General features: G+C 62.5%; 27 protein-coding genes and 2 pseudogenes. 16 read left to right on the forward strand and 13 right to left on the reverse strand.

Going from position 1 to position 22,643, the window contains the following annotated elements; all coding sequences use genetic code 11:
* From J0I79_RS27060 to aat, 4 genes and pseudogenes are all read left to right on the forward strand, one after another.
* Positions 1-253 (forward strand): annotated as a pseudogene (locus J0I79_RS27060) (type II 3-dehydroquinate dehydratase); the annotation flags it as partial.
* Between the two features lie 26 nt (positions 254-279).
* Positions 280-747 carry an acetyl-CoA carboxylase biotin carboxyl carrier protein gene (gene accB, locus J0I79_RS27065; protein ID WP_292866651.1) on the forward strand — a complete coding sequence of 156 codons (468 nt, stop codon included), beginning with the start codon at positions 280-282 and terminating at the stop codon, positions 745-747.
* Between the two features lie 10 nt (positions 748-757).
* On the forward strand, positions 758-2,101 hold the full coding sequence (gene accC / locus J0I79_RS27070) for an acetyl-CoA carboxylase biotin carboxylase subunit (RefSeq protein ID WP_292866653.1): 1,344 nt from the start codon (positions 758-760) through the stop codon (positions 2,099-2,101).
* A 156-nt stretch (positions 2,102-2,257) separates the two neighbouring features.
* The gene (gene aat, locus J0I79_RS27075; RefSeq protein ID WP_292866655.1) at positions 2,258-2,875 is read left to right on the forward strand and encodes a leucyl/phenylalanyl-tRNA--protein transferase; all 618 of its coding nucleotides are present in this window, start codon (positions 2,258-2,260) and stop codon (positions 2,873-2,875) included.
* Positions 2,876-2,887: 12 nt separating this feature from the next.
* Here the strand turns inward: aat and J0I79_RS27080 are convergent, their stop codons facing one another.
* The 3 genes from J0I79_RS27080 to J0I79_RS27090 form a co-directional block, all read right to left on the reverse strand.
* Positions 2,888-3,265, reverse strand: coding sequence for a hypothetical protein (locus J0I79_RS27080; protein ID WP_292866657.1), 378 nt, complete (start codon positions 3,263-3,265; stop codon positions 2,888-2,890).
* Positions 3,266-3,339: 74 nt separating this feature from the next.
* Positions 3,340-3,939, reverse strand: coding sequence for a DUF2155 domain-containing protein (locus J0I79_RS27085; protein ID WP_292866659.1), 600 nt, complete (start codon positions 3,937-3,939; stop codon positions 3,340-3,342).
* A 141-nt stretch (positions 3,940-4,080) separates the two neighbouring features.
* On the reverse strand, positions 4,081-4,479 hold the full coding sequence (locus tag J0I79_RS27090; RefSeq protein WP_292866661.1) for an NADH:ubiquinone oxidoreductase subunit NDUFA12: 399 nt from the start codon (positions 4,477-4,479) through the stop codon (positions 4,081-4,083).
* A gap of 230 nt (positions 4,480-4,709) precedes the next feature.
* On the opposite strand from J0I79_RS27090, the gene panB reads away from it, so the two are divergent.
* The 3 genes from panB (at position 4,710) to J0I79_RS27105 (ending at position 7,755) form a co-directional block, all read left to right on the forward strand.
* Positions 4,710-5,570 (forward strand): 3-methyl-2-oxobutanoate hydroxymethyltransferase, encoded by an 861-nt coding sequence (gene panB / locus J0I79_RS27095; RefSeq protein ID WP_292866662.1) that lies wholly within the window; start codon positions 4,710-4,712, stop codon positions 5,568-5,570.
* Positions 5,567-6,418, forward strand: a complete 852-nt coding sequence (panC, locus tag J0I79_RS27100) for a pantoate--beta-alanine ligase (RefSeq protein ID WP_292866663.1) — start codon at positions 5,567-5,569, stop codon at positions 6,416-6,418. The genes panB and panC overlap by 4 nt, the downstream gene beginning before the upstream one ends.
* A gap of 176 nt (positions 6,419-6,594) precedes the next feature.
* Complete coding sequence (locus tag J0I79_RS27105; protein ID WP_292866664.1) at positions 6,595-7,755, forward strand: helix-turn-helix transcriptional regulator; 1,161 nt, start codon at positions 6,595-6,597, stop codon at positions 7,753-7,755.
* 24 nt (positions 7,756-7,779) lie between these two features.
* On the opposite strand, the gene J0I79_RS27110 is transcribed toward J0I79_RS27105, so the two are convergent.
* The 3 genes from J0I79_RS27110 to gatB form a co-directional block, all read right to left on the reverse strand.
* Positions 7,780-8,478 (reverse strand): AIM24 family protein, encoded by a 699-nt coding sequence (locus J0I79_RS27110; protein WP_292866666.1) that lies wholly within the window; start codon positions 8,476-8,478, stop codon positions 7,780-7,782.
* Between the two features lie 154 nt (positions 8,479-8,632).
* Positions 8,633-9,124: a GNAT family N-acetyltransferase gene (locus J0I79_RS27115; RefSeq protein WP_292866668.1), complete on the reverse strand. Its 492-nt coding sequence runs from the start codon at positions 9,122-9,124 to the stop codon at positions 8,633-8,635.
* A gap of 4 nt (positions 9,125-9,128) precedes the next feature.
* Positions 9,129-10,628, reverse strand: a complete 1,500-nt coding sequence (gatB, locus tag J0I79_RS27120; protein ID WP_292866670.1) for an Asp-tRNA(Asn)/Glu-tRNA(Gln) amidotransferase subunit GatB — start codon at positions 10,626-10,628, stop codon at positions 9,129-9,131.
* A 279-nt stretch (positions 10,629-10,907) separates the two neighbouring features.
* Here gatB and J0I79_RS27125 point away from each other — a divergent pair, with 279 nt between their 5' ends.
* A complete protein-coding gene (locus J0I79_RS27125; protein ID WP_292866672.1) occupies positions 10,908-11,165 on the forward strand; it encodes a YjhX family toxin in 258 nt (85 codons plus the stop codon).
* 46 nt (positions 11,166-11,211) lie between these two features.
* Here the strand turns inward: J0I79_RS27125 and J0I79_RS27130 are convergent, their stop codons facing one another.
* Both J0I79_RS27130 and J0I79_RS27135 read right to left on the reverse strand, forming a co-directional pair.
* Entirely contained in the window at positions 11,212-11,643 is a 432-nt protein-coding gene (locus J0I79_RS27130) for a CBS domain-containing protein (RefSeq protein WP_137934439.1), read from the reverse strand.
* Between the two features lie 87 nt (positions 11,644-11,730).
* Positions 11,731-12,486, reverse strand: a complete 756-nt coding sequence (locus J0I79_RS27135) for a rhomboid family intramembrane serine protease (RefSeq protein WP_292866674.1) — start codon at positions 12,484-12,486, stop codon at positions 11,731-11,733.
* A gap of 310 nt (positions 12,487-12,796) precedes the next feature.
* Here J0I79_RS27135 and J0I79_RS27140 point away from each other — a divergent pair.
* The 4 genes and pseudogenes from J0I79_RS27140 to J0I79_RS27155 all read left to right on the forward strand — a co-directional run.
* Positions 12,797-13,369, forward strand: a pseudogene (locus J0I79_RS27140) (PAS domain-containing protein); the annotation flags it as partial.
* 119 nt (positions 13,370-13,488) lie between these two features.
* The gene (locus tag J0I79_RS27145) at positions 13,489-14,106 is read left to right on the forward strand and encodes a PilZ domain-containing protein (RefSeq protein ID WP_137934442.1); all 618 of its coding nucleotides are present in this window, start codon (positions 13,489-13,491) and stop codon (positions 14,104-14,106) included.
* A gap of 240 nt (positions 14,107-14,346) precedes the next feature.
* Positions 14,347-14,955 (forward strand): transglutaminase-like cysteine peptidase, encoded by a 609-nt coding sequence (locus J0I79_RS27150; RefSeq protein WP_292866676.1) that lies wholly within the window; start codon positions 14,347-14,349, stop codon positions 14,953-14,955.
* 192 nt (positions 14,956-15,147) lie between these two features.
* On the forward strand, positions 15,148-16,053 hold the full coding sequence (locus J0I79_RS27155; protein ID WP_292866678.1) for an aminoglycoside phosphotransferase family protein: 906 nt from the start codon (positions 15,148-15,150) through the stop codon (positions 16,051-16,053).
* Positions 16,054-16,058: 5 nt separating this feature from the next.
* Here the strand turns inward: J0I79_RS27155 and J0I79_RS27160 are convergent, their stop codons facing one another.
* On the reverse strand, positions 16,059-16,586 hold the full coding sequence (locus J0I79_RS27160; RefSeq protein ID WP_292866680.1) for a gamma carbonic anhydrase family protein: 528 nt from the start codon (positions 16,584-16,586) through the stop codon (positions 16,059-16,061).
* A 19-nt stretch (positions 16,587-16,605) separates the two neighbouring features.
* Positions 16,606-16,947: a hypothetical protein gene (locus J0I79_RS27165; RefSeq protein WP_292866682.1), complete on the reverse strand. Its 342-nt coding sequence runs from the start codon at positions 16,945-16,947 to the stop codon at positions 16,606-16,608.
* Between the two features lie 121 nt (positions 16,948-17,068).
* Here J0I79_RS27165 and J0I79_RS27170 point away from each other — a divergent pair, with 121 nt between their 5' ends.
* Complete coding sequence (locus J0I79_RS27170; RefSeq protein WP_292866684.1) at positions 17,069-17,800, forward strand: hypothetical protein; 732 nt, start codon at positions 17,069-17,071, stop codon at positions 17,798-17,800.
* A 45-nt stretch (positions 17,801-17,845) separates the two neighbouring features.
* On the opposite strand, the gene J0I79_RS27175 is transcribed toward J0I79_RS27170, so the two are convergent.
* Both J0I79_RS27175 and cysE read right to left on the reverse strand, forming a co-directional pair.
* Complete coding sequence (locus J0I79_RS27175) at positions 17,846-18,049, reverse strand: DUF3126 family protein (RefSeq protein WP_140607491.1); 204 nt, start codon at positions 18,047-18,049, stop codon at positions 17,846-17,848.
* A 143-nt stretch (positions 18,050-18,192) separates the two neighbouring features.
* The gene (gene cysE, locus J0I79_RS27180; RefSeq protein ID WP_292866687.1) at positions 18,193-19,041 is read right to left on the reverse strand and encodes a serine O-acetyltransferase; all 849 of its coding nucleotides are present in this window, start codon (positions 19,039-19,041) and stop codon (positions 18,193-18,195) included.
* 142 nt (positions 19,042-19,183) lie between these two features.
* Between cysE and J0I79_RS27185 the strand changes: the two genes are divergently transcribed.
* On the forward strand, positions 19,184-19,789 hold the full coding sequence (locus tag J0I79_RS27185) for a hypothetical protein (RefSeq protein WP_292866689.1): 606 nt from the start codon (positions 19,184-19,186) through the stop codon (positions 19,787-19,789).
* Here the strand turns inward: J0I79_RS27185 and J0I79_RS27190 are convergent.
* Positions 19,786-20,697, reverse strand: a complete 912-nt coding sequence (locus J0I79_RS27190; protein WP_292866691.1) for a LysR family transcriptional regulator — start codon at positions 20,695-20,697, stop codon at positions 19,786-19,788. The genes J0I79_RS27185 and J0I79_RS27190 overlap by 4 nt on opposite strands.
* Before the next feature lie 112 nt (positions 20,698-20,809).
* Between J0I79_RS27190 and J0I79_RS27195 the strand changes: the two genes are divergently transcribed.
* Together J0I79_RS27195 and J0I79_RS27200 are read left to right on the forward strand one after the other, a co-directional pair.
* On the forward strand, positions 20,810-21,802 hold the full coding sequence (locus tag J0I79_RS27195) for an ABC transporter substrate-binding protein (protein WP_292866693.1): 993 nt from the start codon (positions 20,810-20,812) through the stop codon (positions 21,800-21,802).
* 146 nt (positions 21,803-21,948) lie between these two features.
* On the forward strand, positions 21,949-22,643 hold a 695-nt coding region (locus tag J0I79_RS27200), incomplete at its 3' end, for an ABC transporter permease (protein WP_292866695.1).

Raw genomic sequence — 22,643 nt, forward strand, 5'->3', positions numbered from 1 at the left:
CCAGGAAGCCGGCGACAAGGCTGCCGGCATCGTCATCAATCCGGGCGCCTACAGCCACACATAGATCGCGATCCACGACGCCATACGTTCGGTGGCCCCGTTGCCGGTCGCGGAAGTCCATCTTTCCAACATCCACGCGCGAGAACCATTTCGCCACGTCTCCATGGTCGCGCCGGTCGCCGTCGGCATGATCTGTGGTTTTGGGCCGCTCGGCTACACGCTGGCGCTGCAGGCGCTGGCAGCACGCCTATGACCGGCCAACAAACAGAAGGCTCGAAAATGTCTATAAAGAAGACCGGTGTTGACCAGCAGCTGATCCGCGATCTCGCGGGCATACTGAACGACACCAACCTCACCGAGATCGAGGTGGAACTGGGCGATCTGAAGGTTCGCGTGTCGCGCCAGGCCCCCGCCGTCCACGCGATCGCCGCGCCTCCGGCCAGCTATGCGCCGGCCGCCGCAGCCGCCCAGCCCGCGACAGCGGCTGTCCCCGCGCCCGCGGTCGACGTGTCGAAGAACGCCGTGCCGTCGCCGATGGTCGGCACCGCCTATCTGGCGCCGTCGCCGGACGCCAAGCCGTTCATCGAGGTCGGCCAGAAGGTCAAGGAAGGCCAGACCCTGCTGATCATCGAAGCGATGAAGACGATGAATCAGATCCCCTCGCCGCGCGCCGGCACGGTGACGGCGATCCTGTTCGAGGACGCGACGCCGGTCGAATACGGCATGCCGCTCGTCGTGATCGAGTAGAGCGGGCCGGATGTTCCAGAAAATCCTCATCGCCAATCGCGGCGAAATCGCGCTCCGGGTGCTGCGCGCCTGCAAGGAACTCGGCATCCAGACCGTGGTGGTGCATTCGACCGCCGACGCCGACGCCATGCATGTGCGGCTTGCCGACGAGAGCGTGTGCATCGGTCCGCCGCCTTCGCGCGACAGCTATCTCAACATCCATCAGATCGTCGCGGCCTGCGAGATCACCGGCGCCGACGCCGTGCATCCGGGCTACGGTTTCCTGTCGGAAAACGCCAAGTTCGCCGACATCCTGGCCGCCCACAACATCACCTTCATCGGCCCGTCCGGCGACCATATCCGCATCATGGGCGACAAGATCGAGGCCAAGCGGACCGCCAAGCGTCTCGGCATTCCGGTGGTGCCGGGTTCCGACGGCGCGGTGAGCGATGAGAAGGAAGCCAAGCGCATCGCCGCCGAGATCGGCTATCCGGTCATCATCAAGGCCTCCGCCGGTGGCGGCGGGCGCGGCATGAAGGTTGCACTCACCGAGGCGGATCTCGAGATCGCGCTGCAAACGGCGCGCACCGAAGCGGGCGCCGCCTTCGGCGACGACGCCGTCTACATCGAAAAATACCTTCAGAAGCCGCGCCACATCGAAGTGCAGGTGTTCGGCGACGGCTTCGGCCGCGGCGTGCATTTCGGCGAGCGCGACTGTTCGCTTCAGCGGCGCCACCAGAAGGTCTGGGAAGAGGCCAATTCGCCGGCGCTTAACGCCGAGGAGCGCTCGCGCATCGGCGGCATCTGCGCCAAGGCGATTGCCGATCTCGGCTATTCCGGCGCCGGCACGATCGAGTTCCTCTACGAGAACGGCGAGTTCTATTTCATCGAGATGAACACGCGCCTGCAGGTCGAGCATCCGGTGACCGAAGCGATCACCGGCATCGATCTCGTGCACGAGCAGATTCGTGTCGCTTCCGGCGGCGGACTTTCGGTCAGGCAAGAAGACATCAAGTTCAACGGCCACGCCATCGAATGCCGCATCAATGCCGAGGATCCGCGCACCTTCACCCCCTCGCCCGGCACGATCACCCATTTCCACACACCGGGCGGCCTCGGCATCCGCGTCGATTCCGGCGTCTATTCCGGCTACAAGATCCCGCCCTATTACGACAGCCTGATCGGCAAACTGATCGTGCATGGACGAAACCGCGTGGAATGCATGATGCGGCTGCGCCGGGCACTGGATGAGTTCGTCGTCGACGGCATCAAGACGACCTTGCCGCTGTTTCGCGACCTCGTCGGCAATGCCGACATCGCCAATGGCGACTACGACATCCACTGGCTGGAAAAATACCTGGCCAAGGAAGAATAAGGCGTGTTGAGATTCAGGTCAGGCCGAGCCGAAAACGGCGGTTTTCGAGAACCGGAGCGGAGCGTACTTGAAGTACGTGAGCACCGGATGCGCAGTAAATCGACGTTTGCAGGCCGGCATCACCTGAATATCGATACGCCGTAGCGCGGGGACGCGATGACCCGCCCCTACGCGCCAGGCTATCGCATCCCCACCGACCTTCTGCTCAAGGCCTACGCCTCGGGTGTCTTCCCGATGGCCGAAAGTGCCGCCGACCCGGAGGTCTTCTGGGTGCGGCCCGAGACACGTGGCATCATTCCCCTCGACGGGTTCCACACCCCAAAAAGCCTGAAAAAGGCGATCCGCAAACACCTGTTCGACATCCGCTTCGACTTCGACTTCGAGGCGACGATCGATGGCTGTGCCGAAAAGCGCGACGAGCGGCGATCGACCTGGATCAATGGACCGATCCGCGAGGCATACGTGCAACTGCATCGCATGGGCCATTGCCATTCGGTTGAAGCCTGGCGCGACGATCGGCTGGTCGGCGGGCTCTACGGCGTTTCGCTTGGCCGGGTGTTCTTCGGTGAAAGCATGTTCTCCAGGGAGACGGATGCGTCGAAGACCTGCCTCGTGCATCTGGTCGAGCGCCTGAAGGAGCGCGGCTTCGCGCTGCTCGACACGCAGTTCACCACTGAGCACCTCAAACGCTTCGGCGCCGTCGACGTGCCGCGCGGCAAATACGAGAAGATGCTGGCCGAGGCGCTGAAGGGCGAAGCGGTCTTCTCCCCATAGAGCCGATCGCCGCTAGGCGACCTCGATCGGCGTCTGCGAATGGAACATCATCTTCCAGCCATTGACGCGATGGACATAGCCGGTGCTGACCAGCGCCGTGTAATGTTCGCCGTTCTCTCGTATCGCGCGCGCCTCATAGGTCAGCATGATGATGTCGCTGCCCGGCTCGATTATGCCCTTGAGGTCGATCTGAAGATCGCGCCACTTGTTGGGTTTTGTCGCGGTCTTTGCCAGATCGGCATTGTTTATTGCCTGCGCCATCTGCGGAAATGCCACCAGGCACTCGGCATCGACATTGGCCGCGTAATAAGCCTCGTCGCCAGTCCAGAAGCCTCTTTCGAGTTCGAGCAGTTCTTTCTTGCTGGCCGTGATCCGCTTGCTGTCCGACATTGGAAGTCCTCCAAGCGCGTGGAAGCGCTGTTGTCAGCAGCAAAACGCCTGCTGGCCGCGAGGGTTCCGGAGGATCAGTTGGTATTGGTCGTATCCGGCTCGGTAGGATCGGTCAGATTTTCATTGGTCGCGGGAGCCGGCTTCGGCTTCGGTGCGGCTGGCTTGGGTTTGGCCGCAGCCGGCTTGGAAGCATCGGTATTGGTCGCGTCGGCCTTCGCGGCGTCCGGCGCCGGCACATCCGACTTCTGCTTGCATTCCTTCAGCCAGACGTCATAGACGGCGTGTTCGACCGCGTTGAGGCCCGGGCTTTCGGCAAACATCCAGCCGGTGAAGATGCGGCGAATCTTGCGGTCGAGCGTGATCTCGTCGACCTCGACGAAGGAATCGGTCTTCGGCTCCTCGTTCTGCGGCCGCGAGTAGCAGACGCGCGGCGTCACCTGCAAAGCGCCGAACTGCACCGTTTCGTCGATATAAACATCGAAGGTGATGATGCGGCCGGTGATCTTGTCGATGCCGGCGAACTCGGCAACCGGATTGGCGATGCGGTCCGATCCCGCGGGCGCTGCGGGCGCCGGTGCGGCCGGCGCGGGCGAAGCCGCGAACGCCGTGGTGCTGGCCGCGAGGCCGGCGGCTAACGCCAGACCGCCCGTCGATATCAGGTTGAAAAATCTCATAAAGGGGTACCGGTGGTTCGCGCCCAGGTGATTCCGTTGACCGCCAAGGCTAGTCGCCGTTTGCTGATCAGCAAGCAGCTAAACACCAATTGTGGCGATAAAGGACCGGCCCGCACTTTGCGCCGCTGTAAGTAGGTGCCGTTACGACCCCGGTGTCCAGGCGTCGTAGTCGCCCGTGACCTGCGGGCGATGCTGATTGGTCAGCACCGAGCCCTTCGGGCGGTAGGCTGCCGGCGTACCGGTCAGATTGGGCCGGTGCGGCTTCTGCCACTCGCGCGGCTTGTAGTCTTCGCTCGCCGGCGCCACGTCGACCCGGTGATGGATCCAGCCGTGCCAGCCGGGAGGGATCGCCGAGGCTTCCGAATAGTCGCGGTAGATCACCCAGCGGCGCGTGCGGCCTTCCGAATCGACGCCGCCTTCGTAATAGACATTGCCGGCTTCGTCCTGGCCTACTCTTTTGCCGTATCGCCAGGTGTGGAGGCGCGTCCCCAGGGTCTGGCTGTTCCACCAGGTGAAAAACTGCGTCAGGAACGTCTTCATCTCAAGAACCCTCGCGCTGGCGGCGCCTGTTTCCTGCTTATGGCGTCAGGCCTTCGGGAAGGCAAGGGTTTTGCCGCAGGCAGCGCCCAAATGGCGCGCCCGGTGCCCGACACCATTGTGTGATTCTTTCCGGTCACCGATCGGTGCTTGCCAAGCCTTCGCGGCCTTTCTAAAGCTCTGCCCGCCCGGGCAAGGTATCCAACTCTGCCGCGGCACGACGGAGGCGACGATTGGCCAAGGCATTGCCGACCACCGACACGCGCACCAGCGTCGAGCTGATTCGCCGCCGCAAGGGCAACATCCCGCTGGTCTGCCTTACCGCCTATACCTATCCTGTCGCTCGGCTTCTCGACCCGCATGTCGACCTGCTTCTGGTCGGCGACAGCGTCGCCATGGTCCTGCACGGGCACGAGGCCACTTTGGGCGCCTCGATCGAGATGATGATCGCGCATGGCCAGGCAGTGATGCGCGGTTCGGCCAGGGCCTGCGTCGTCGTGGACATGCCGGCAGGCACCTATGAAGAATCGCCGGCGCAGGCCGTTCGTTCGGCGCAACGCATCGTCGCGGAAACCGGATGTCAGGCGGTCAAGCTCGAGGGCGGCATCGACATGGCCGGGCAGATCGCCGCGATCGTCGCCGCCGGCATTCCGGTCATGGGTCATATCGGGCTCCTGCCGCAATCGGTGGAGAAGGATGGCGGCTACAGGATCAAGGGACGCACGGATGAGAATGTGGCCGCGCTGATTGCCGACGCGCTCGCCGTTGAAGAAGCCGGCGCTTTCTCCGTGGTCATCGAAGGCACGATGGAGGCTGTCGCCGCCGACATCACACGCCGCATCGCCATCCCGACCATCGGCATCGGCGCCAGCCGCGACTGCGACGGCCAGATCCTGGTGATCGACGACATGGTCGGGCTGACCGTCGACCGCGTGCCGAAATTCGTCAAGGAATATGCCGATCTGCGCGGCGTGATCGCTGAAGCCGCGCAGCGCTACGCATCCGAGGTGCGGAACCGGACGTTTCCCGGCCCCGCCAACGTTTTTTCAGCCCCGAAAGACCCTTCGGACACAAACGGCGGAGACAAGTCATGAGCCGGCCCGAAACAGCCGACAGCGTGGCCGCGCTTCGCGCCCGAATCCGGGACTGGCGGCGGGACGGCCTTCGCGTCGCCATGGTGCCGACCATGGGCGCTTTGCACGAAGGGCACCTCTCGCTGATCAGGATCGCTCGCGAACGAGCGGAGCGCTGCGTGGTGTCGATCTTCGTCAACCCGACCCAGTTCGCGCCGAGCGAGGACCTCGACAAATATCCGCGCCAGCTTGCCCGCGACCTGGACATGCTGGCGACGGTCGGGGCCGACGTCGCCTTCACCCCGACCGTCGGAGAGATGTATCCGGCCGGCTTTGCCACGAAGATTTCTGTCGGCGGCCCTTCCGCGGGGCTCGAATCGGATTTTCGCCCGACCTTTTTCGAAGGGGTCGGCACCGTCGTGGCCAAGCTCTTCCTGCAGGCGACACCTGACTGCGCGGTTTTCGGCGAGAAGGATTACCAACAGCTTTGTGTCGTCAGGCAGCTCTGCCGCGACCTCGACCTGCCCGTCGAGATCGTCGGAGCCCCGACGATACGCGACACGCATGGTCTCGCCATGTCGTCCCGCAACGCTTATCTCGACGAAACCGAACTCCAGACCGCCCGCCAGCTCAACGTGATCCTTCGCAAGGCTGCGACAGCGCTGGCAGGCGGCGCCGGCCAGAAGCACGCGACCGATGAGGCTTCCCGCTCCTTGAGCGCCGCCGGCTTCCAGAAAGTCGACTATGTCGAAGCCCGAGAAAGCCTGACACTCGCGCCGTGGCGGCACGACCGCGCGGGCCGCGTTCTCGCAGCCGCCTGGTTGGGAAAAACCAGGCTGATCGACAATGTGGAAGTTCCCGCTGCCTGAACAGGCCCGTCTATGCCTGAAGTCCTATGCAGGCCGGGCACGGCCTCGCGCCTGATGTAACAGCGAACGGCCGATGCGGCATCATCAGGTTACATGGTCGCACCAATCTGCGACCTGGCGCATTGCTATGGTGGAATCCGGCACTGCGTCACCTCTAGGGCGGTACGAGAAGGCCCATGTCTGCATTGGCGAAAGCGATCGACCGCGCACTGCCGCAGGTCGTCGAAGCCATCTACGATTCGGTTGCCGATGTCGGCCGCTGGCAATCGACGCTCGACGCGATCCGCAGGTTGGCACTTGGTCAACTTGCCATGCTCGCGGTTGTCGACACGGCTACCAATTCGGCCCGCTTTTCAGTGTCCTGCGGCGACCAGGCGATACTCCAGCCATTGGAGCGCGACTATGGCGCGGAGGTGCCTTTCTTCGCGGCCGTGCCCAAGATGGATATCGACGTCCCCTTTACCGTCGATGCCTTCTATGCGCTCCAGGGTCCCAACGCGCGGCAGAACTGGATCGAGAGCCGTATCGTGCGCGAATGGGTGGAGCCCAACCGGCTGGATGATTTTTTCTGGGTGGCGCTGATGAAGCAGCCGACCCGCATCGGCACATTGATGGTGGTGACGGACAAGGACAGGCGCCAGATTTCGGCCGACGATCTCGAACTGGTTTCATCGCTTGCTCCGCATGTGCGTCGTGCGGTGACGATCGGCGACCTCTTCGAGGCCGAACGGCGCAAGGCCGAGATATTCCGCTCGATCATCGAGAACCTCGACCATCCGGTCATGATCGTCTCCGATGACATGCAGATCATCTTCGCCAATGGCGCCGCCGAAGCCCTGCTGATGGAGAGTTCGGCCGTCTCTTCGGTGCGTGGACAACTGTCCTTTGCCTATCCCCAGGCCAATGCCGCGATCGGTTGCGCGGTGGAACTCGGCACGCGGGACGAGTTCGCACTTGGCCCTTGCGGCATCAACATTCCACTCGCCAAGGTCGGCGTTCCGGCCGTGGCGCACGTAATGCCGCTGGCCCGGCGCGAGATTTCGGCGCGTATGTCGCAGCGCGCCGCCGCAGCGATTTTTATCGCCGCCGCCGGCGCCACGCCGACCCCCGCGCTGGAAGCGATCGCCGCCTTGTTTGGCCTGACCGCAGCCGAGAAGCGCGTTGCCGGCCATGTCGCCTCGGGCAGGACGCGCAAGGAGATCGCGGCCGCCAGCGGCGTTTCGGACGGCACCATCAAGTCCCAACTGGCGACGATCTTCGACAAGACGGGAACAGGCGATCAGCGCGAACTCGAACTGCTGATGCGCGAATTGTCGCCGCCGCTGCGCTCGCGTTGACCTCTGCTCTTTGCCGTGCCGGGCCTATTCCTCTGTCGGCATGTGCAGATACATCGACTGGATGCCGACCCGGCCCGGACCGGTGAAGCGGTTGACGATGAAATTCATGTTGGCGCCGAAGAAGCCGCTCGACAGCCGGTCGATCTTGGTTTCCATCCTCACCGAGGTATCCTTGAACAGCCAGCCGCCCGGTTCGATGTCGATGGTTTCGCCCGCTGCAAGCACCTTTTCGAAGACATTGCCGTAGCCGTGCAGCCAGACGATGCCGTCGCCGGAATCACCACGGAAGCGATCTATGAAAAAGCCGCTCTGGCCAAACAGCATCGTGGCAAGGCCGCGTACCCGCTCGAACGTGTAATCGACATTGCCGGTGGCTGCGAGAAACTGATGCTCTCGCACCTGAATCTCCTCGCCGCGCCGCAGGTGGATCGGCACGATGTGGCCAGGCCCGTCACGGCTGAACGCGATGATACCAGCCCCCGATGCCTCGGTGACGAAGATCTGCATGCCGGCCATCATGCGCTTCAGCGCCCCTTTGAGCGATTTCAGCCCGATGGTGATGGTGGAATTCTTCCACAGCAGGATGTGATGTTCGAAATAGACAGGCATGCGCGTCACATCCACCGAAAGCACGGGCACCAGTTCGCCCGCTATGTGGTAGGTGACGCCACCAAAGGTTTCGTCCGACACCTGTGTCGGCATCAGTTCCGGCAAGCTTGGCATGGTTTCCCCCAGCGCGACAGCGCGGGCCGGTCCATTCCGGCTTTCGCGCGGTCAGCTGCGCCAGCTTTGGTGCGCGGCGTCAGGGCCGTCAAACGAAAACGGGCGGGTGCGGCGCCGCTCGCGCGAAGGTGATCCGGCCGCCGACAGCGATCCTTCAGCCGGCAAGAGCCCTGCGGTAGACGAGTGTCGGCTCTCCCGAAGCGCCCGCGTGTTCCCCGGCATCGCCCGACCGCACAAAGCCGTTCGCTTCATAGAAGGCAACGGCTCTTGTATTCTGCGCCTCGACCTCAAGGCGGATGCCGCGAGCTTCGGGGAAGCTTTCGATGACCTCGTCCAGAAGCATGCCGCCGATACCCCGTCCCTGCAGATCCGGAAGAACGTAGAGCTGCTTCAAGGCGATGGTTCGGCCGTCGTCAACGCTTTCGGCAAACGCGACACCGCCGATGCGCTTGCCGTCATCGGCGACGAGGAATTCGCTGTTGGGCTTGGTCAGCCGCGCCTTCAGCGAGGCGATCGAATGCCACTCGTCAGTGATGGCGGTGACCCGCTCGGCGCCATAGATGGCGTCATACGTCGCATGCCAGGTCTCGACCAGCAGCGCCCTGATGGCTGCGAGATCGCGATCGCCGGCGGTGCGCACGAACATGCTCTTACTCGATGCCGAGCTTGGCCTTGACGAGGTCGTTGACGGCCTGCGGATTTGCCTTGCCGCCGGTCGCCTTCATCACCTGGCCGACGAACCAGCCGGCCATGGTCGGCTTGGCGCGCGCCTGTTCGACCTTGTCCGGGTTGGCCGCGATCACCTCGTCGACGGCCTTCTCGATGGCGCCGGTATCGGTGACCTGCTTCAAGCCGCGGCTCTCGACCAGCTGGCGCGGATCGCCGCCTTCATTCCAGACGATCTCGAACAAATCCTTGGCGATCTTGCCGGAAATGGTGCCGTCCTTGATCAGGTCGATGACCGCACCGAGCTGGTCGGGCGAAACCGGAGCGCTTTCAATGTCCTTGCCCGCCTTGTTCAACTGGCCGAGCAAATCGTTGATGACCCAGTTGGCGGCGAGCTTGCCGTCGCGGCCGGCAGCCACCTTCTCGAAATAGTCGGCGACCGACTTTTCCGACACCAGGATCGAAGCATCGTAGGTCGACAGACCCAGCGAGGAGATCAGCCGCGCCTTCTTGTCGTCCGGCAGTTCCGGCAATCCGCCGGCCAGGGCATCGACATAGGCCTGGTCGAATTCCAGCGGGAGAAGATCGGGATCGGGGAAATAGCGGTAGTCATGCGCTTCTTCCTTGGAGCGCATCGAGCGCGTTTCGCCCTTCACGGCATCATACAGCCGGGTTTCCTGATCGATCTTGCCGCCGTCCTCGAGAATGGCGATCTGCCGGCGCGCCTCATAGTCGATGGCCTGGCCGATGAAGCGGATCGAGTTCATGTTCTTGATCTCGCAGCGCGTGCCGAACTCGCCACCGGGCCGGCGTACCGAAACGTTGACGTCGGCGCGCAGCGAGCCTTCATCCATGTTGCCGTCGCAGGTGCCGAGATAGCGCATGATGGTGCGTAGCTTGGTGACATAGGCCTTGGCCTCATCGCCGGAACGCAGGTCCGGCTTGGAGACGATCTCCATCAGCGCTACGCCTGAGCGGTTGAGATCGACATAGGACATGGTCGGATGCTGGTCGTGCATCGACTTGCCGGCATCCTGTTCCAGATGCAGCCGTTCGATGCCGATCTCGATATCCTCGAACTCACCCTGCCGGTCAGGCCCGACCGAGACGACCACGGTGCCCTCGCCGACGATCGGCTGCTTGAACTGCGAGATCTGATAGCCCTGCGGCAGGTCCGGATAGAAATAGTTCTTCCGGTCGAAGACGGACTTGTGGTTGATCTGCGCCTTCAGGCCGAGCCCGGTGCGGATCGCCTGCCTGACACATTCCTCGTTGATGACCGGCAACATGCCGGGCATTGCCGCATCGACCAGGCTGACATTGGCATTGGGCGCGGCGCCGAATGCGGTCGAGGCGCCGGAAAACAGTTTTGCTTCCGAGATGACCTGCGCATGGACCTCAAGCCCGATGATGACTTCCCAGTCGCCGGTGGCGCCTGAGATCAGGCGTTTCGCGTCGGGGGTGCGGGTATCGATGATGCTCATGGTCGCCTGCAATTGGAACTGCGGAATATGCGTGAACGCATATTTTGATATGCAACTTCGCTAGTGCAAACCGCCCCGAGAGACAAGCGCAAAGCCGCGGACTGGCCTTTTCGCGCGACATCGCCTATATGCCGCTCATCCCAATGGAGAGTGGATGTCCACTTACGCTCAGTCCCGGTAAGGCCCTGACCTCGTAGCGAGGCAGGGCAGAAAACCTGAAACCCCGTGCCGCGAAGCATCGCGGCGGCGGCATTTTTTGTTTTCCCGGAAACTCTTCACATGGATATTTCGCGCACTGAACAGCGCATCCTGCACCTGCTCGCGCAGGGCGGGCGCATAGAAATCGAAAAGAACCAGAAAAAACGGATCGCCTCCGTCAAATGCCTGACCCGCGACGGCTGGCAGTATCCCGGCGTCGATCTCGACATGTTTCGGAAGCTGAAACGCAAGAAGGCGGTTTCATCGTCGGACGGCGGCCCCTACCGCATCACGCGGCGCGGGCTTGAACTCGTCCGTTCCGAACTCGACAACAGATAGCAAATGGCTCCGCCGGCCGGTCTCCGGCCGGCGGTTCTCCCGCCGCTCAGGCGGTGGCTATATAGGCCCTGATCTCCTCGGCCTCGCGCTCGACATCCTCGATACGGCGCTTGACCACGTCGCCGATGGATACGATGCCATCGAGCAGACCGTCCTTCTCCACCGGGAGATGGCGGAAGCGGCCCCTGGTCATGATCTCCATCACCTCGTTGACGGTGTGGTTCTCGTTGCAGATTTTCACCTTCGGCGTCATCGCCGAACGCACCGGTATGTCGAGTGCCGCGCCACCTTCCCTGGCCACGACGCGCACGATGTCGCGTTCCGACAGGATGCCGACGATCTTGCGGTCGCCATTGGTGATCACCAGCGCGCCGATCTTGTGTTCGGCCAGGATTCGGATGGCTTCGCTAAGCTTCTCGTTCGGCCCGAGCGTCAATACGTCATGGCCTTTTCTTTCCAGAATTGCCTTAACCGTCATGGCGTCCTCCTCTGCTTCGCCTTGCCGGCCCCTGCCCAAACCGGCCTCACGTAAGAGTGAACATCGTGCGCCGTGATCGGTTGCTTTTCAAGTGCGGTGGCCGGCGGTTTCCCACTCAGGCGGCTGCCATCGCCGGTCGAACCAGCGCAGGCCGAAGAAGCCGGCGACAAAACCGCCGATGTGAGCTTCCCAGGCGATCTGGCCGTCCATTCCCGGGACAAAACCGAGCAGGCCGGTGGCGAGATTGATGATCATCCACATCGCCAGGAAGATCACCACGCCGCGAAGGCGCAGAACGAATGCGATCGGCAGCACCGGGCCGGCGAACGCCGCCCGACCCGTCGAGCGGTCGGTGCGGAACCCGAAACGCGTCGCGGCGCCCATCATGCCCGATATGGCGCCCGACGCACCGACCAGCGGCGCCTCGCCATAGGGATGCACGGCCCAGAAGAGCGCAACCGACGCCAACCCCGTGACGGCAAAGAATAGAGCGAACCACAACGCGCCGAGACGATTGGCCAGCGGCGAGCCAAAGGCCGCGAGCCAGACCATATTGATGGCGATATGGGCAAACCCGCCATGCATGAAGGCATAGGTGAAGGGCCGCGTGAGAAGGAACCAGTCGAAGCCGTATTGCCCGGTATAGAGAACAGGAATGAACGCTCCGTCGTAAAGCAGGGTCATTTGTTGCGTGTCGTTCAATACGTATTGCTGCAGTAGGAAGACCGCCACGCAGATGCCGATCACCGCCAGCACGACCGGCGGCAGGTTGAACACCGGCTCGCGCGCCGGCGGCGGCATTTCAGCCTGTTCGGCTTCGGACGGATTTTGCTGTTCGCTCATCTGCAATGGCACTCGATGCTGGTTCCGGGCCGGGTGGCCTGATGAGCATCTAGATCACCGCCCCACGAACCGCAAAGGGCGAATCGTCCCGGCACGAATCAAAAAGAAGCCGTCCAGGGTTTCCCCTGAACGGCCGGTCGAGCCCCCTGCTCCCCTAAAACTCTTGACTGAAGTGCTGCCGATCGTCGCGAAACGACCGCTTCTGGAGTGGTTTTGGTGTGCCACACGACATCGCAGGGCGCAACGTAAACCAGTTGTTAACCTTAACGGCCCCGACCCGTGAACAAGTGTTAACGACGCTGGCACGCTTCCTGCTCCGCAGCGTGCGGAAGCCGCGCCGGCCGATAGCAAGTCGCTGCGGGCCGACACCTTCATCCTGGAAAGGGACACGCGGGCACAGCCCGTGCTCCGCCTGGCCGGAACACGGCTGTGCGCCGCCTACGGGCGTGAACTGAAAGGTTTTTCCTTCCCGTCACTGTGGCGCGAGAAGGATCAGCGACTGGTCTCCCGGCTGATCCACGGGGTTTTCGAGCAGAAATCCGTCGTATTGATCACTTTCGAGGGTTTCAGCCGCAACGGCCGCTCCAACCGGTTCGAATTGCTCGCCCTGCCGCTCGACGGCGGCGTCGAGAACCCGCGCTGCCTCGGCGTCATCAGCGCCGCCGAGAAGCCGTTCTGGCTGGGTGCGGACCCGATCACCGACGCCCTGATCGACACCATCCGCATCATCGATCCGGAGAAGGAACTCTTGAACAACCGTCCGGCAATCAGCGTTCCCTCGCTTGTTCCCGACGAGATCGAGGCGCCCGAAACCATCTCGGCGCTGGGCCGCGCGCGCCGCATCCGCCACCTCGTCGTGTTCGACGGCGGACGCGACGAATAGTTGATGATCTATCGATCTGGCCGGCCCGTTTTTTCCCTTTGTTAACCCGCCTTGTTGTACTTCTCTTATGAAGTTCCTCGCATCGGCGCGCGGGAATGCCAAACGGGGTGTAGGCAGTCATGAGGTCAGCGGCGGTCGACTACGCGCCGTCCCAAGCTGAAAGGCGTAACTTTCAGCGCGTCCGGGTCAAGATATACGGACGCTTCATGCTGGAAGACCGCACCGAGCATCCTTGCCAGGTTGTCGATATGTCGCCCGGCAATGTCGCGCTTCGCACCGATCGCATCGGCATGCCTGGCGAAAAGGTCATTGCCTATATCGATCATATCGGCCGCATCGAGGGCGTCGTCACGCGCACCTTGCAGGACGGTTTTGCCATGACGGTGATCGCGTCGGACCGCAAGAAGGACAAGCTTGCGGCGCAATTGACCTGGCTTGCCAACAAGCATGAGCTCGACCTGCCGGAAGACCGCCGCCACGAACGCGTCGCGCCGCGCAACCCGACGAGCGTGCTACAGCTCGTCGACGGCCGTCAGTATCAGTGCCGCATCATCGACCTGTCGCTTTCCGGCGCCGCGATCGAGATCGACGTCAAACCGGCGATCGGCGTCCAGGTCATGCTCGGCACCATGCGCGGCCAGATCGTTCGTCATTTCGAGGATGGCGTCGCCATCGAATTCGCCGTCATCCAGCGTCCCGAAACGCTCGATTCCGAGTTCAACACGCCACGCGCCTGAGCGCACCGCAAGACATTTCAACCGAACCGGCCCTTCGTGGCCGGTTTTTGCTTTTTGAGCCAACGCAAGCCCGGAAGGCGGCGGCCGCCGCCGAGGAAAGAAACGAACCAAACAAATCAATACTAAAATGATTCAAATTTTATGTTTATTCTACAGGCGTTTTACTTAATATCTACTTCGCACCTTTGCGTCAAATAAATCCGGCTGTGGCAATGTCTCCTTCGAACGGGGAGACTAAAAATGAAAAAAACGAGGGGCAAGCTGTTGCTTATGGCAATGGCGATGCAGCTTTCCGCATGGGGATCAGCATATGCCGCGGGACCGGCCTATATGCACACCGGCGGCCGCACCACACAGCCTGTTGGCCATTATGAATTCTGCCAGCGCATTCCGGTGGAATGCAACCAGAAGACGCCCAAGGGACCGCCGGTCGACCTGACCCGCAAGCTCTGGGCGACGATCGTCAACATCAACAATTCGGTCAACACGCGCATCAAGCCGCGCACCGATTTGGAGAACTACGGCGTCGAGGAATACTGGGCCTATCCGGACAATGGCTATGGCGACTGCGAGGACTACGCGCTGGAGAAGCGCCGCGAGCTGATGGACGCGGGCGTGCCGGCCGGCGACCTGCTGATGACGGTCGCGCGCCAGCCCAATGGCGACGGCCATGCCGTGCTGACGGTACGCACCACCCTTGGCGAATTCATCCTCGACAACCTTGAATCCAAGGTCCTGTCCTGGTCGGACACCGACTACACCTATCTCAAGCGTCAATCGACCGAGAATTCCGGCGTTTGGGTAACGATCAACGACGGCCGCGCCGACGCGGTCGCCAGCGTCCGCTAAGGACGTACGAGAAACCCGGTCGAGTCCCCACCCTCCCCGTCCCCAACGACCGGGTCAAAGGAGCCGGCCCCGTCCCCGGGCCGGCTCCGCCATTTCTGGCGGAGCACCGTCAACTCAGGGCCCGCCTGATCCGGCATTTATGAATGCGCTGGCCATGGAAGAGCACCTTGGGTAGCCGGTATTGCTGCGAGCATGACCAAGTCCGACATTTCACTTCCTGAAATCAAATCGCGGCTCGAATCCCGCTTCGGCGGCATTTCCGAGTTCCAACGAATATCGGAAGGCGAAGAATCACGGGCCCTTGGCTTCAAGAATACCGGCGGCGACTACATCGTACGCATCAACAGGTCGGCAGCAGGGTTCGAGAAGGACCGTTTTGTTTTTCAGCGCTTTTCCAATGCCGAACTGCCCGTTCCCGAGATAGTGTCGATCGATCTTCTCGCGGAAGATCTTGCTTGCTGCGTTTCTCGGCGCGCCGCGGGCGTGACGCTGCAGGATCTGCCCGTTCACGACCTGCAATCAGTCCTCGAACCGGTCTCGCGAATCCTGGACGCGATGACGAATACAGACATTCATGAAACCGATGGCTTCGGCCCTTTTGACACGGCCGGATCAGGCGGCTTTGGCAGCTGGCGAGATTTCCTGATGAGCATCGACGACCGTCGGCGGTACGATTGGGGCGCGGCCAGCCGATACGCGGATACGGATCGCGTCAAGCGCATCATAGGCCAGATGCAGACATTGGCGGCCGACTGCCCCGAGATTCGCCGGCTGGTTCACGGCGATTTCGGCTCGAACAATGTAGTGACGGACCAAGCCCGGATCACCGGCGTCATTGACTGGTCCGAAGCAATGTTCGGCGATCCGCTCTACGATGTCGCCAATATCCTGTTCTGGCGTCCCTGGCTCGACTGCATGGAGCAACAGGCGCGCTTCTTCGAAACAAGGCAACCGAACCGGCTTCGCTACCGGCGTCGTCTGGCCTGCTATCAGTTGCGCATCGGACTTCAGACCCTTTACGAGGCCGCTATTGATGGCAACAACGAGGAAACCGTCTGGGCGCTGACGCGGTCCGAAAGCATCGCCTCTGGCACTTAGCCGAGTCAGACCTTCTTCAGCCCCGTCTTGAAGCGCTTGCCATTGGCCACGTAATGCGCGGCCGAACCACGCAGCCGCTCAACCGCCGCGTCATCCAGCACCCTGATCGCCTTGGCCGGTGAGCCCACGATCAGCGAATTGTCGGGAAATTCCTTGCCTTCGGTGACCAGCGCGCCGGCGCCGACCAGCGAGTTCCTGCCGATCTTCGCTCCGTTCAGCACGATGGCGCCCATGCCGATCAGGCTGTTGTCGCCGATGGTGCAGCCATGCAGCAAGGCTCGGTGGCCGATCGTGCAGCCTTCGCCGATGGTCAGCGGGAAGCCGGGATCGGTGTGCATGACGGTGTGTTCCTGCACATTGGTATCGGCGCCGATGACGACAGGCTCGTTGTCGCCCCTGATGACGACGCCGAACCAGAAGCCAGCATTGCGGCCGATCCTGACATCGCCGATCAGCGTCGCGTCGGGTGCGATCCAGTTTGTATCGGCATCCGCGAAGCTGGGCTCCGTTCCATCGATCGCATAAAGCGGCATTGTCGGTCTCCGAATCGTCTCAGGCAGGGATTTGGGACCCTAGGAGATCGATCGCGCCTGAAGCAACCGCCAGCACGACAATGCCGAGCGCCAAGGACCAGGCCATCGCCGTGCAACCGCAGGACAGCAGCGCCAGCGTCGAGATACGACGCTCCCGCCGGGCATCCAGAGCATCGTTGACCAGCATGAAAGGTCCGGCGCAGGCCGTGGCCGCCAGCGATCGCAGCACATGCGAGGCCGAAACATAGGGCTCGGCAAAGGCAATCTTGCGGCCCGAGACCAGCTCCATCGTCGAGCCCGTGATCCCGCAAACCGTCAGCCCGACGACAAAAGCGAACAGGAAGAGCTCCATCTCAGCCACATTAACCCTCCGTTTACCATGAAATCGCACAGTCGTTTCAGGAAGGCTGCAAGAGCCGTGCCGCACGATGTGTGCCGTCGAGGGACATCGGGATGATGGCAGGGCCTGGATGGGGACGGAGATGAAGCAGGCAGCGATCGCCGACGGCCCTGAACTCACCGTGGTCGATTCCAGGCTGATGAGGCGGGTGTTCTATGCCTTCGCGGCGCTGGCGCTGCTTTCGGTGGCGATCAGCCTGGGCGGCAAATGGTTCGGCCGCTCTATTGCCATGGCCGGATATTCCGATGACATGACGGTGCGGCAGGTGGTGATCGGCAAGAATGTCATTGCCGTGCCGGCCAATTTCATCCGCTTCGAGCAGGCCCGGCGTGACGGCATCGCCTCGCGTCTCGACCTTTATCTGCGCTATCCCCAGATGGACGGCTACAGCGAAGCGGCCCGCGACGATTTCAACCATTCCGGGCCGAACAGAAACATCATCTTCCTGTCGTTCGAACAGCAGATGATGTCGCGCGACATGAGCGGCCGCTTCGCGCCGATCTACAGCGCGCTGATCGTCCAGCCCGGCATTCCCGGACCGGGCGGCACCACCGTCTACGGCTTCGATGAGAAATCAGGCTATCTGAACGAGGTGCTGGTCGTGGGCAAACGCCCCGGCAAGGACCCCTTCGTGGCCCGCTGCCTGAGCGGACCGAGCGCCGGTGAATCCCTGGCGCCCTGCGAACGCGATATCCAGGTAGGCGACGATCTCAGCCTTACCTATCGCTTCCCGAAGGAATTCCTGGACAATTGGCCCGCACTTGATGCGGCGGTCACCGCCGAAGCCGGGCGAATCCTGAAAACCGCGCATTGACCGAGACCGGCCGCGCCTGGCGCGACCTGGCCCCGGATCGCGGGCTCAGCCCAGATCGATGTCGAGGATCGCCATCGAGAAATTGTAGTCGCCGTCGTCCTCGTCCTTGAAGACGATGCCGAGAAACTCCTCGCCGACATAGACTTCGGCCGAATCTTCCTTGCGCGGCCGCGCCTTGACCATGAGCTTGGGATTCTGGAAGACGCGCTTGAAATAGGCGTCCAGCTTTCTGATTTCGTCCGGCTTCAACGGTCTTCTCCGATTATCGGCTTGCTGGTTTGAACGGCGCTTCTGGCACGTCGACAATGGCGATGTAAAGGCAAGCCGGCCGTATTGCACCGGAAGTGGCGGTCCGGCCGGGCAATCACCATCGGGCCAGCCGGATCGAAAGATCAGATATCGAAGCTGACCACCTGATCCATCTTCTGCGACGGCAGAAGCTGGTCCATCTGGCGCGAAGGCTGGTCGCAGCCCGTCTCGCCAACGACGCGGGCCGGCACGCCGGCCACCGTCTTGTTGTGCGGCACAGGCGACAGCACCACCGACCCGGCGGCGATCTTGGAGCAATGGCCGATCTCGATATTGCCGAGAATCTTGGCGCCAGCCCCGATCAGCACGCCATGGCGGATCTTGGGATGGCGGTCGCCGCCGGCCTTGCCGGTGCCGCCCAGCGTGACGCCATGAAGGATCGACACGTCATCCTCGATGACCGCCGTCTCGCCGACGACGAGGCCCGTGGCATGATCGATGAAGATGCCTTTGCCGATACGCGCGGCAGGATTGATGTCGGTCTGGAAGACCGAGGACGAGCGGCTCTGCAGATAGAGCGCGAAATCCTTGCGGCCCTGGTCCCACAGCCAATGCGCCAGCCGGTGGGTCTGGATGGCGTGAAAACCCTTGAAATAGAGCACCGGCATGATGAAGCGGTCGCAAGCCGGGTCGCGGTCGTAATAGGCCTGGATATCGACGCGCACCGTCGTCGGCCAATCCTTGTCGTCCGCCAGCATCGACTTGAAAGTCTGGCGGATCAGGTCGGAACCGATATCCTGATGGGCAAGCCGTTCGGCGATCCGGTGAATGACAGCCTCCTCCAGGCTCTCCTGGTTGAGGATCGTCGAATAGAGGAACGCCGCCAGCAGCGGATCACGGTTGACCGCTTCCATCGCTTCGTCGCGGATCGACCGCCAGATCGGATCGACCGGCTGCAGCGCGCTGTGGCGGGAAATGCTGATGCTGTTCATCGACGTCTTGTCCTGCGTCTTGCCGGCCTGTTGTGCTTGCCTGCTGTCCGGCCGCACATATAAGGCAGATCATAGCACGATTGAACTCAATTTTCCTTAGTGCTTTGTCAAATGGATTTGGTTCGCGGGAATTCAAGCAGCGATGGCAAACGAACCCTTGATCGACGATACCCTCAAAACCGAGCTTTCGGCGCTCTACCGGGCTACGGATCGCCACTACCACAACCTCGCCCATATCGAGGCGATGCTGGCCCTGGCCGGCGATTATCGCGCCTCGCTGCAAGATCCCGAAGCCGTGGAAGCCGCCATATGGTTCCACGACGCCATCTATGACAGCAAGGCCAAGGACAACGAGGCGAAAAGCGCCTCCCTTGCCCAAGAAATGTTGGCCGGACGCGCCGAAGCCGATCGCCTGGGCCGCATCGGCGCGATGATCCTGGCCACCGCCACGCACCAGCCGCCACTGCTCGATGGCGAAGCGGCTATGCGGGACGCCAGCCTTTTCCTCGACATGGATTTATCCATCCTCGGCGCCGCGCCGGATGCATTCGATGCCTATGAGCGCGCGGTCCGCCGCGAATATGGCTGGGTGGAGGAGCCGATGTGGCGTGCGGGTCGTGGCGCGGTGCTGAAGAGTTTCCTCGATCGCCCTCACCTCTTCCATACCGAGGAATTCCGCCGGCGTTTCGAGCCGCAGGCCAGGCTCAACATCGCGCGCTCGCTGGCCGTCCTGCAGAGGCAGCCCTAGGCGGATCCCGAAACGGGCTCCGCGTCGAACAGCGCCGCCAGAAAAGCCTGGACAAGCGAGCGCTGGGCGTCCGTCTTGCGATAGGCGACCCGGTGGATGGAACTGAAGGCATAGGCCATCGGCCGGATCGCCCGCATGTCGCCCGTCGCTACCCAGGGATCGGCGAAATGGCATGGCAGGAAGCCGATGAAATTGCCGGACAGGATCAGCATCAACTGCGCTTCCATATGCACGACCGACGCGCTCGCCCTGGGATGGCCGACAAGGTAGAGATCATCGAAATGCCGGTAGCTGCGCACCGAAAAGCGCGCCGCGTCGATCGCGCCCTGGTCGATCCCGGCATCCGGCACCGAAAAGAGCGGATGCCGGCGGCCGCAATAGAGAAGGTGCGGTTCGCCGCAATAATCCCGGTAGACGACGCCGGGCGCCTTCTGCGATAGCGGCCCGATGACGACGTCGCGGCCGCCATCGGCCACCTGCTGCTCAAGTTCGGACGGCGTGCCCACCGAAAGATCGATGAAGACATCTGAATCCGGTCCCATGAACCGGCCGAGCGCATGCTGGATGCCCAGGTCCCTGCTGGTGAAGACACCGTCCGACGTGCCGACCCGCAAGCGGCCCGACAGGCTGCCGCTGGCCGCGTTGATGCGGTGGCCGAAATCGTCGAGGTCGCGAAACAGTTTCTGCGCCGCATCGTAGGTCGCCTGCCCAACCTCGGTCAGCCGGAACTGCTTTCGTCCGCGGTGGCAGAGCTGGGCGCCGATGCGCTTTTCGAGTTCGGCCAGATGCGTGCTGAGCGTCGGCTGTGACAGGTTGAGCGTCATCTGCGCGGCGGCGAAGCCGCCTGAATCGGCCAGCGCTACGAAGACGCGCAGCAGGCGGATGTCGATATTGTCCAGCCGGCGCATACCGCCCCTCCTCGCCGATACATCGATATTATTCGATGTATCGTTCTAAATAAACTCATTTACATCAATGTCTGAAATGGCGAGCCTGCGCAAAACAAATTGGGGAACAATCATGAAATCGCTACTCGCCTCCGCTCTGTCCGCGGCCCTCGTGCTTGCCAGTTCGCAGCTTGCGCTCAGCGCCGACCAGATCCGCATCCTCGCGCCGACATGGCTGGGATTCGCCCCGGTCCACATCGCCGCGGATCTCGGCTGCTTCACCGCCAGGAACCTCGACGTCAGCATCAAGTTCGAGGACGACCTGACCAATGTCATGGCGGCGATGGCGCGAGGCGATATCGAGATGCAGATGCGCTCGGTGGGCGAATATCAGGGCCGCCCGCGCGACGCTTCGACGCCCGGCCTCATCATCGGCACGATTGACGAGTCCGTTGGCGGCGACGGCGTCATCACCGACGACGCCATAAAGTCGGTCGCCGACCTCAAGGGCAAGGTGGTCGCCGCCGAACCGAACATCCCCTCACGTCTGCTGCTGCAGATGGAGCTCAAGCAGGCAGGCCTGTCACTGAAGGACCTGCAGATCAAGGACATCGCCACGGCCGATACCGGCGCGGTCTTCGTCGATCCCTCGATCGCCGCCATCGCGACCTACGAACCGTTCATGTCGCAGGCTCTGAAGGCTTCGACCCGTCCCGGCGCCCGCATGCTGATCTCGTCCAAGGACCATCGCGGCATCATCATCGACGCGATCATCGCCCGCAATGACGACTTCAAGGCCAACCCCGACAAATACGCCAGGTTCCTCGGCTGCATCTATGAGGCTGTCGACTTCATCAAGGCCGAGCCGGCGAAATTCGCCGACATGGCCTCCAAGCATTTCGGTCTGACGCCGGCGGAAGTGACCGACATCGTCAACTCCAGCCTGTCCTACACGACGCTCGCCGAGTCGCTCGCCTACATGGGCAAGCCGGGCGAAAAGGGCACGCTGCACGGCATCTTCGACACGGTCATGGAACTCAACCTGGAGAACGGCGCCGCCGACAACAAGCTGGTGGCGGCCGACCAGATCGACAATTCGGCAATCAACAAGATCCCGGCGAAATAGTGCCAGCGCCGATCGGACGCGGCAGCCTCAGCTGTCGTGTCCATACCATTGCGGTTCGCTATCCGTGACGGCGGCCGCTCCTTAGATCATCGGGGATCGTGACTTTGTTCAGCAGCTTGTTTGTTTTTCGCGGCCGTGCGTCGCCGATGGTGGAGTTCGCAGTCAGTGTCGCGGCGGCGGTACTGGTCATCGCCCTGTGGGAGTTGGCGGCGCGCGCGGGCGTCATCGCGCCGCAATTCCTGCCGTCGCCCAGCCGCGTCATCGTTGCCTTGTGGACCATGCTGACCGAGCAGAACCTGGTCTGGCACGTCGCGGTCTCGACCGCCCGCGTCTGGATCGCCTTCCTGCTCGCCGCCATCATGGCGATCCCGATCGGCATCATGATGAGCAGCTACCGCATCGTCGGCGCCGCCCTGGAGCCGATGATCGATTTCATCCGCTATCTGCCGGTTCCGGCGCTCGTGCCGCTGTCCATCATCTGGTTCGGCGTCGGCGAGGAGACCAAGATCTTCCTGCTCTGGCTGGGTACCTTCTTCCAGCTCGTGCTGCTGGTCGCCGACGACATGCGGCGCGTGCCGCAGGAATTCGTCGAGGTCGCCCGCACCGTCGGCGCCAATTCGCGGCAGGTGATGACCGATGTCGCTTTGCGCTGGATGGGACCGACACTGCTCGACAATCTGCGTATCACGCTCGGCTGGTGCTGGACTTACCTCATCATCGCCGAGATCGTCGCCGCCGATTCCGGCATCGGCTACGTCATCTGGACGGCGCGGCGCTTCGTCAAGACGCCCGAAGTCATGGCCGGCGTTGTCGTCATCGGGTACGTCATCTGGACGGTGCG

It is taken from the genome of Mesorhizobium sp. (genome assembly GCF_017306585.1).
Taxonomy (GTDB): domain Bacteria; phylum Pseudomonadota; class Alphaproteobacteria; order Rhizobiales; family Rhizobiaceae; genus Mesorhizobium.

Excerpts from the sequence above, each read along its gene's own strand:
- accB (WP_292866651.1), top strand. The coding sequence starts at position 280 with ATGTCTATAAAGAAGACCGGTGTTGACCAGCAGCTGATCCGCGATCTC.
- accC (WP_292866653.1), top strand. The coding sequence starts at position 758 with ATGTTCCAGAAAATCCTCATCGCCAATCGCGGCGAAATCGCGCTCCGG.
- aat (WP_292866655.1), top strand. The coding sequence starts at position 2,258 with ATGACCCGCCCCTACGCGCCAGGCTATCGCATCCCCACCGACCTTCTG.
- J0I79_RS27080 (WP_292866657.1), bottom strand. The coding sequence starts at position 3,265 with ATGTCGGACAGCAAGCGGATCACGGCCAGCAAGAAAGAACTGCTCGAA.
- J0I79_RS27085 (WP_292866659.1), bottom strand. The coding sequence starts at position 3,939 with ATGAGATTTTTCAACCTGATATCGACGGGCGGTCTGGCGTTAGCCGCC.
- J0I79_RS27090 (WP_292866661.1), bottom strand. The coding sequence starts at position 4,479 with ATGAAGACGTTCCTGACGCAGTTTTTCACCTGGTGGAACAGCCAGACC.
- panC (WP_292866663.1), top strand. The coding sequence starts at position 5,567 with ATGAGCCGGCCCGAAACAGCCGACAGCGTGGCCGCGCTTCGCGCCCGA.
- J0I79_RS27105 (WP_292866664.1), top strand. The coding sequence starts at position 6,595 with ATGTCTGCATTGGCGAAAGCGATCGACCGCGCACTGCCGCAGGTCGTC.
- J0I79_RS27110 (WP_292866666.1), bottom strand. The coding sequence starts at position 8,478 with ATGCCAAGCTTGCCGGAACTGATGCCGACACAGGTGTCGGACGAAACC.
- J0I79_RS27115 (WP_292866668.1), bottom strand. The coding sequence starts at position 9,124 with ATGTTCGTGCGCACCGCCGGCGATCGCGATCTCGCAGCCATCAGGGCG.
- gatB (WP_292866670.1), bottom strand. The coding sequence starts at position 10,628 with ATGAGCATCATCGATACCCGCACCCCCGACGCGAAACGCCTGATCTCA.
- J0I79_RS27125 (WP_292866672.1), top strand. The coding sequence starts at position 10,908 with ATGGATATTTCGCGCACTGAACAGCGCATCCTGCACCTGCTCGCGCAG.
- J0I79_RS27130 (WP_137934439.1), bottom strand. The coding sequence starts at position 11,643 with ATGACGGTTAAGGCAATTCTGGAAAGAAAAGGCCATGACGTATTGACG.
- J0I79_RS27135 (WP_292866674.1), bottom strand. The coding sequence starts at position 12,486 with ATGAGCGAACAGCAAAATCCGTCCGAAGCCGAACAGGCTGAAATGCCG.
- J0I79_RS27145 (WP_137934442.1), top strand. The coding sequence starts at position 13,489 with ATGAGGTCAGCGGCGGTCGACTACGCGCCGTCCCAAGCTGAAAGGCGT.
- J0I79_RS27150 (WP_292866676.1), top strand. The coding sequence starts at position 14,347 with ATGAAAAAAACGAGGGGCAAGCTGTTGCTTATGGCAATGGCGATGCAG.
- J0I79_RS27155 (WP_292866678.1), top strand. The coding sequence starts at position 15,148 with ATGACCAAGTCCGACATTTCACTTCCTGAAATCAAATCGCGGCTCGAA.
- J0I79_RS27160 (WP_292866680.1), bottom strand. The coding sequence starts at position 16,586 with ATGCCGCTTTATGCGATCGATGGAACGGAGCCCAGCTTCGCGGATGCC.
- J0I79_RS27170 (WP_292866684.1), top strand. The coding sequence starts at position 17,069 with ATGAAGCAGGCAGCGATCGCCGACGGCCCTGAACTCACCGTGGTCGAT.
- cysE (WP_292866687.1), bottom strand. The coding sequence starts at position 19,041 with ATGAACAGCATCAGCATTTCCCGCCACAGCGCGCTGCAGCCGGTCGAT.
- J0I79_RS27185 (WP_292866689.1), top strand. The coding sequence starts at position 19,184 with ATGGCAAACGAACCCTTGATCGACGATACCCTCAAAACCGAGCTTTCG.
- J0I79_RS27190 (WP_292866691.1), bottom strand. The coding sequence starts at position 20,697 with ATGCGCCGGCTGGACAATATCGACATCCGCCTGCTGCGCGTCTTCGTA.
- J0I79_RS27195 (WP_292866693.1), top strand. The coding sequence starts at position 20,810 with ATGAAATCGCTACTCGCCTCCGCTCTGTCCGCGGCCCTCGTGCTTGCC.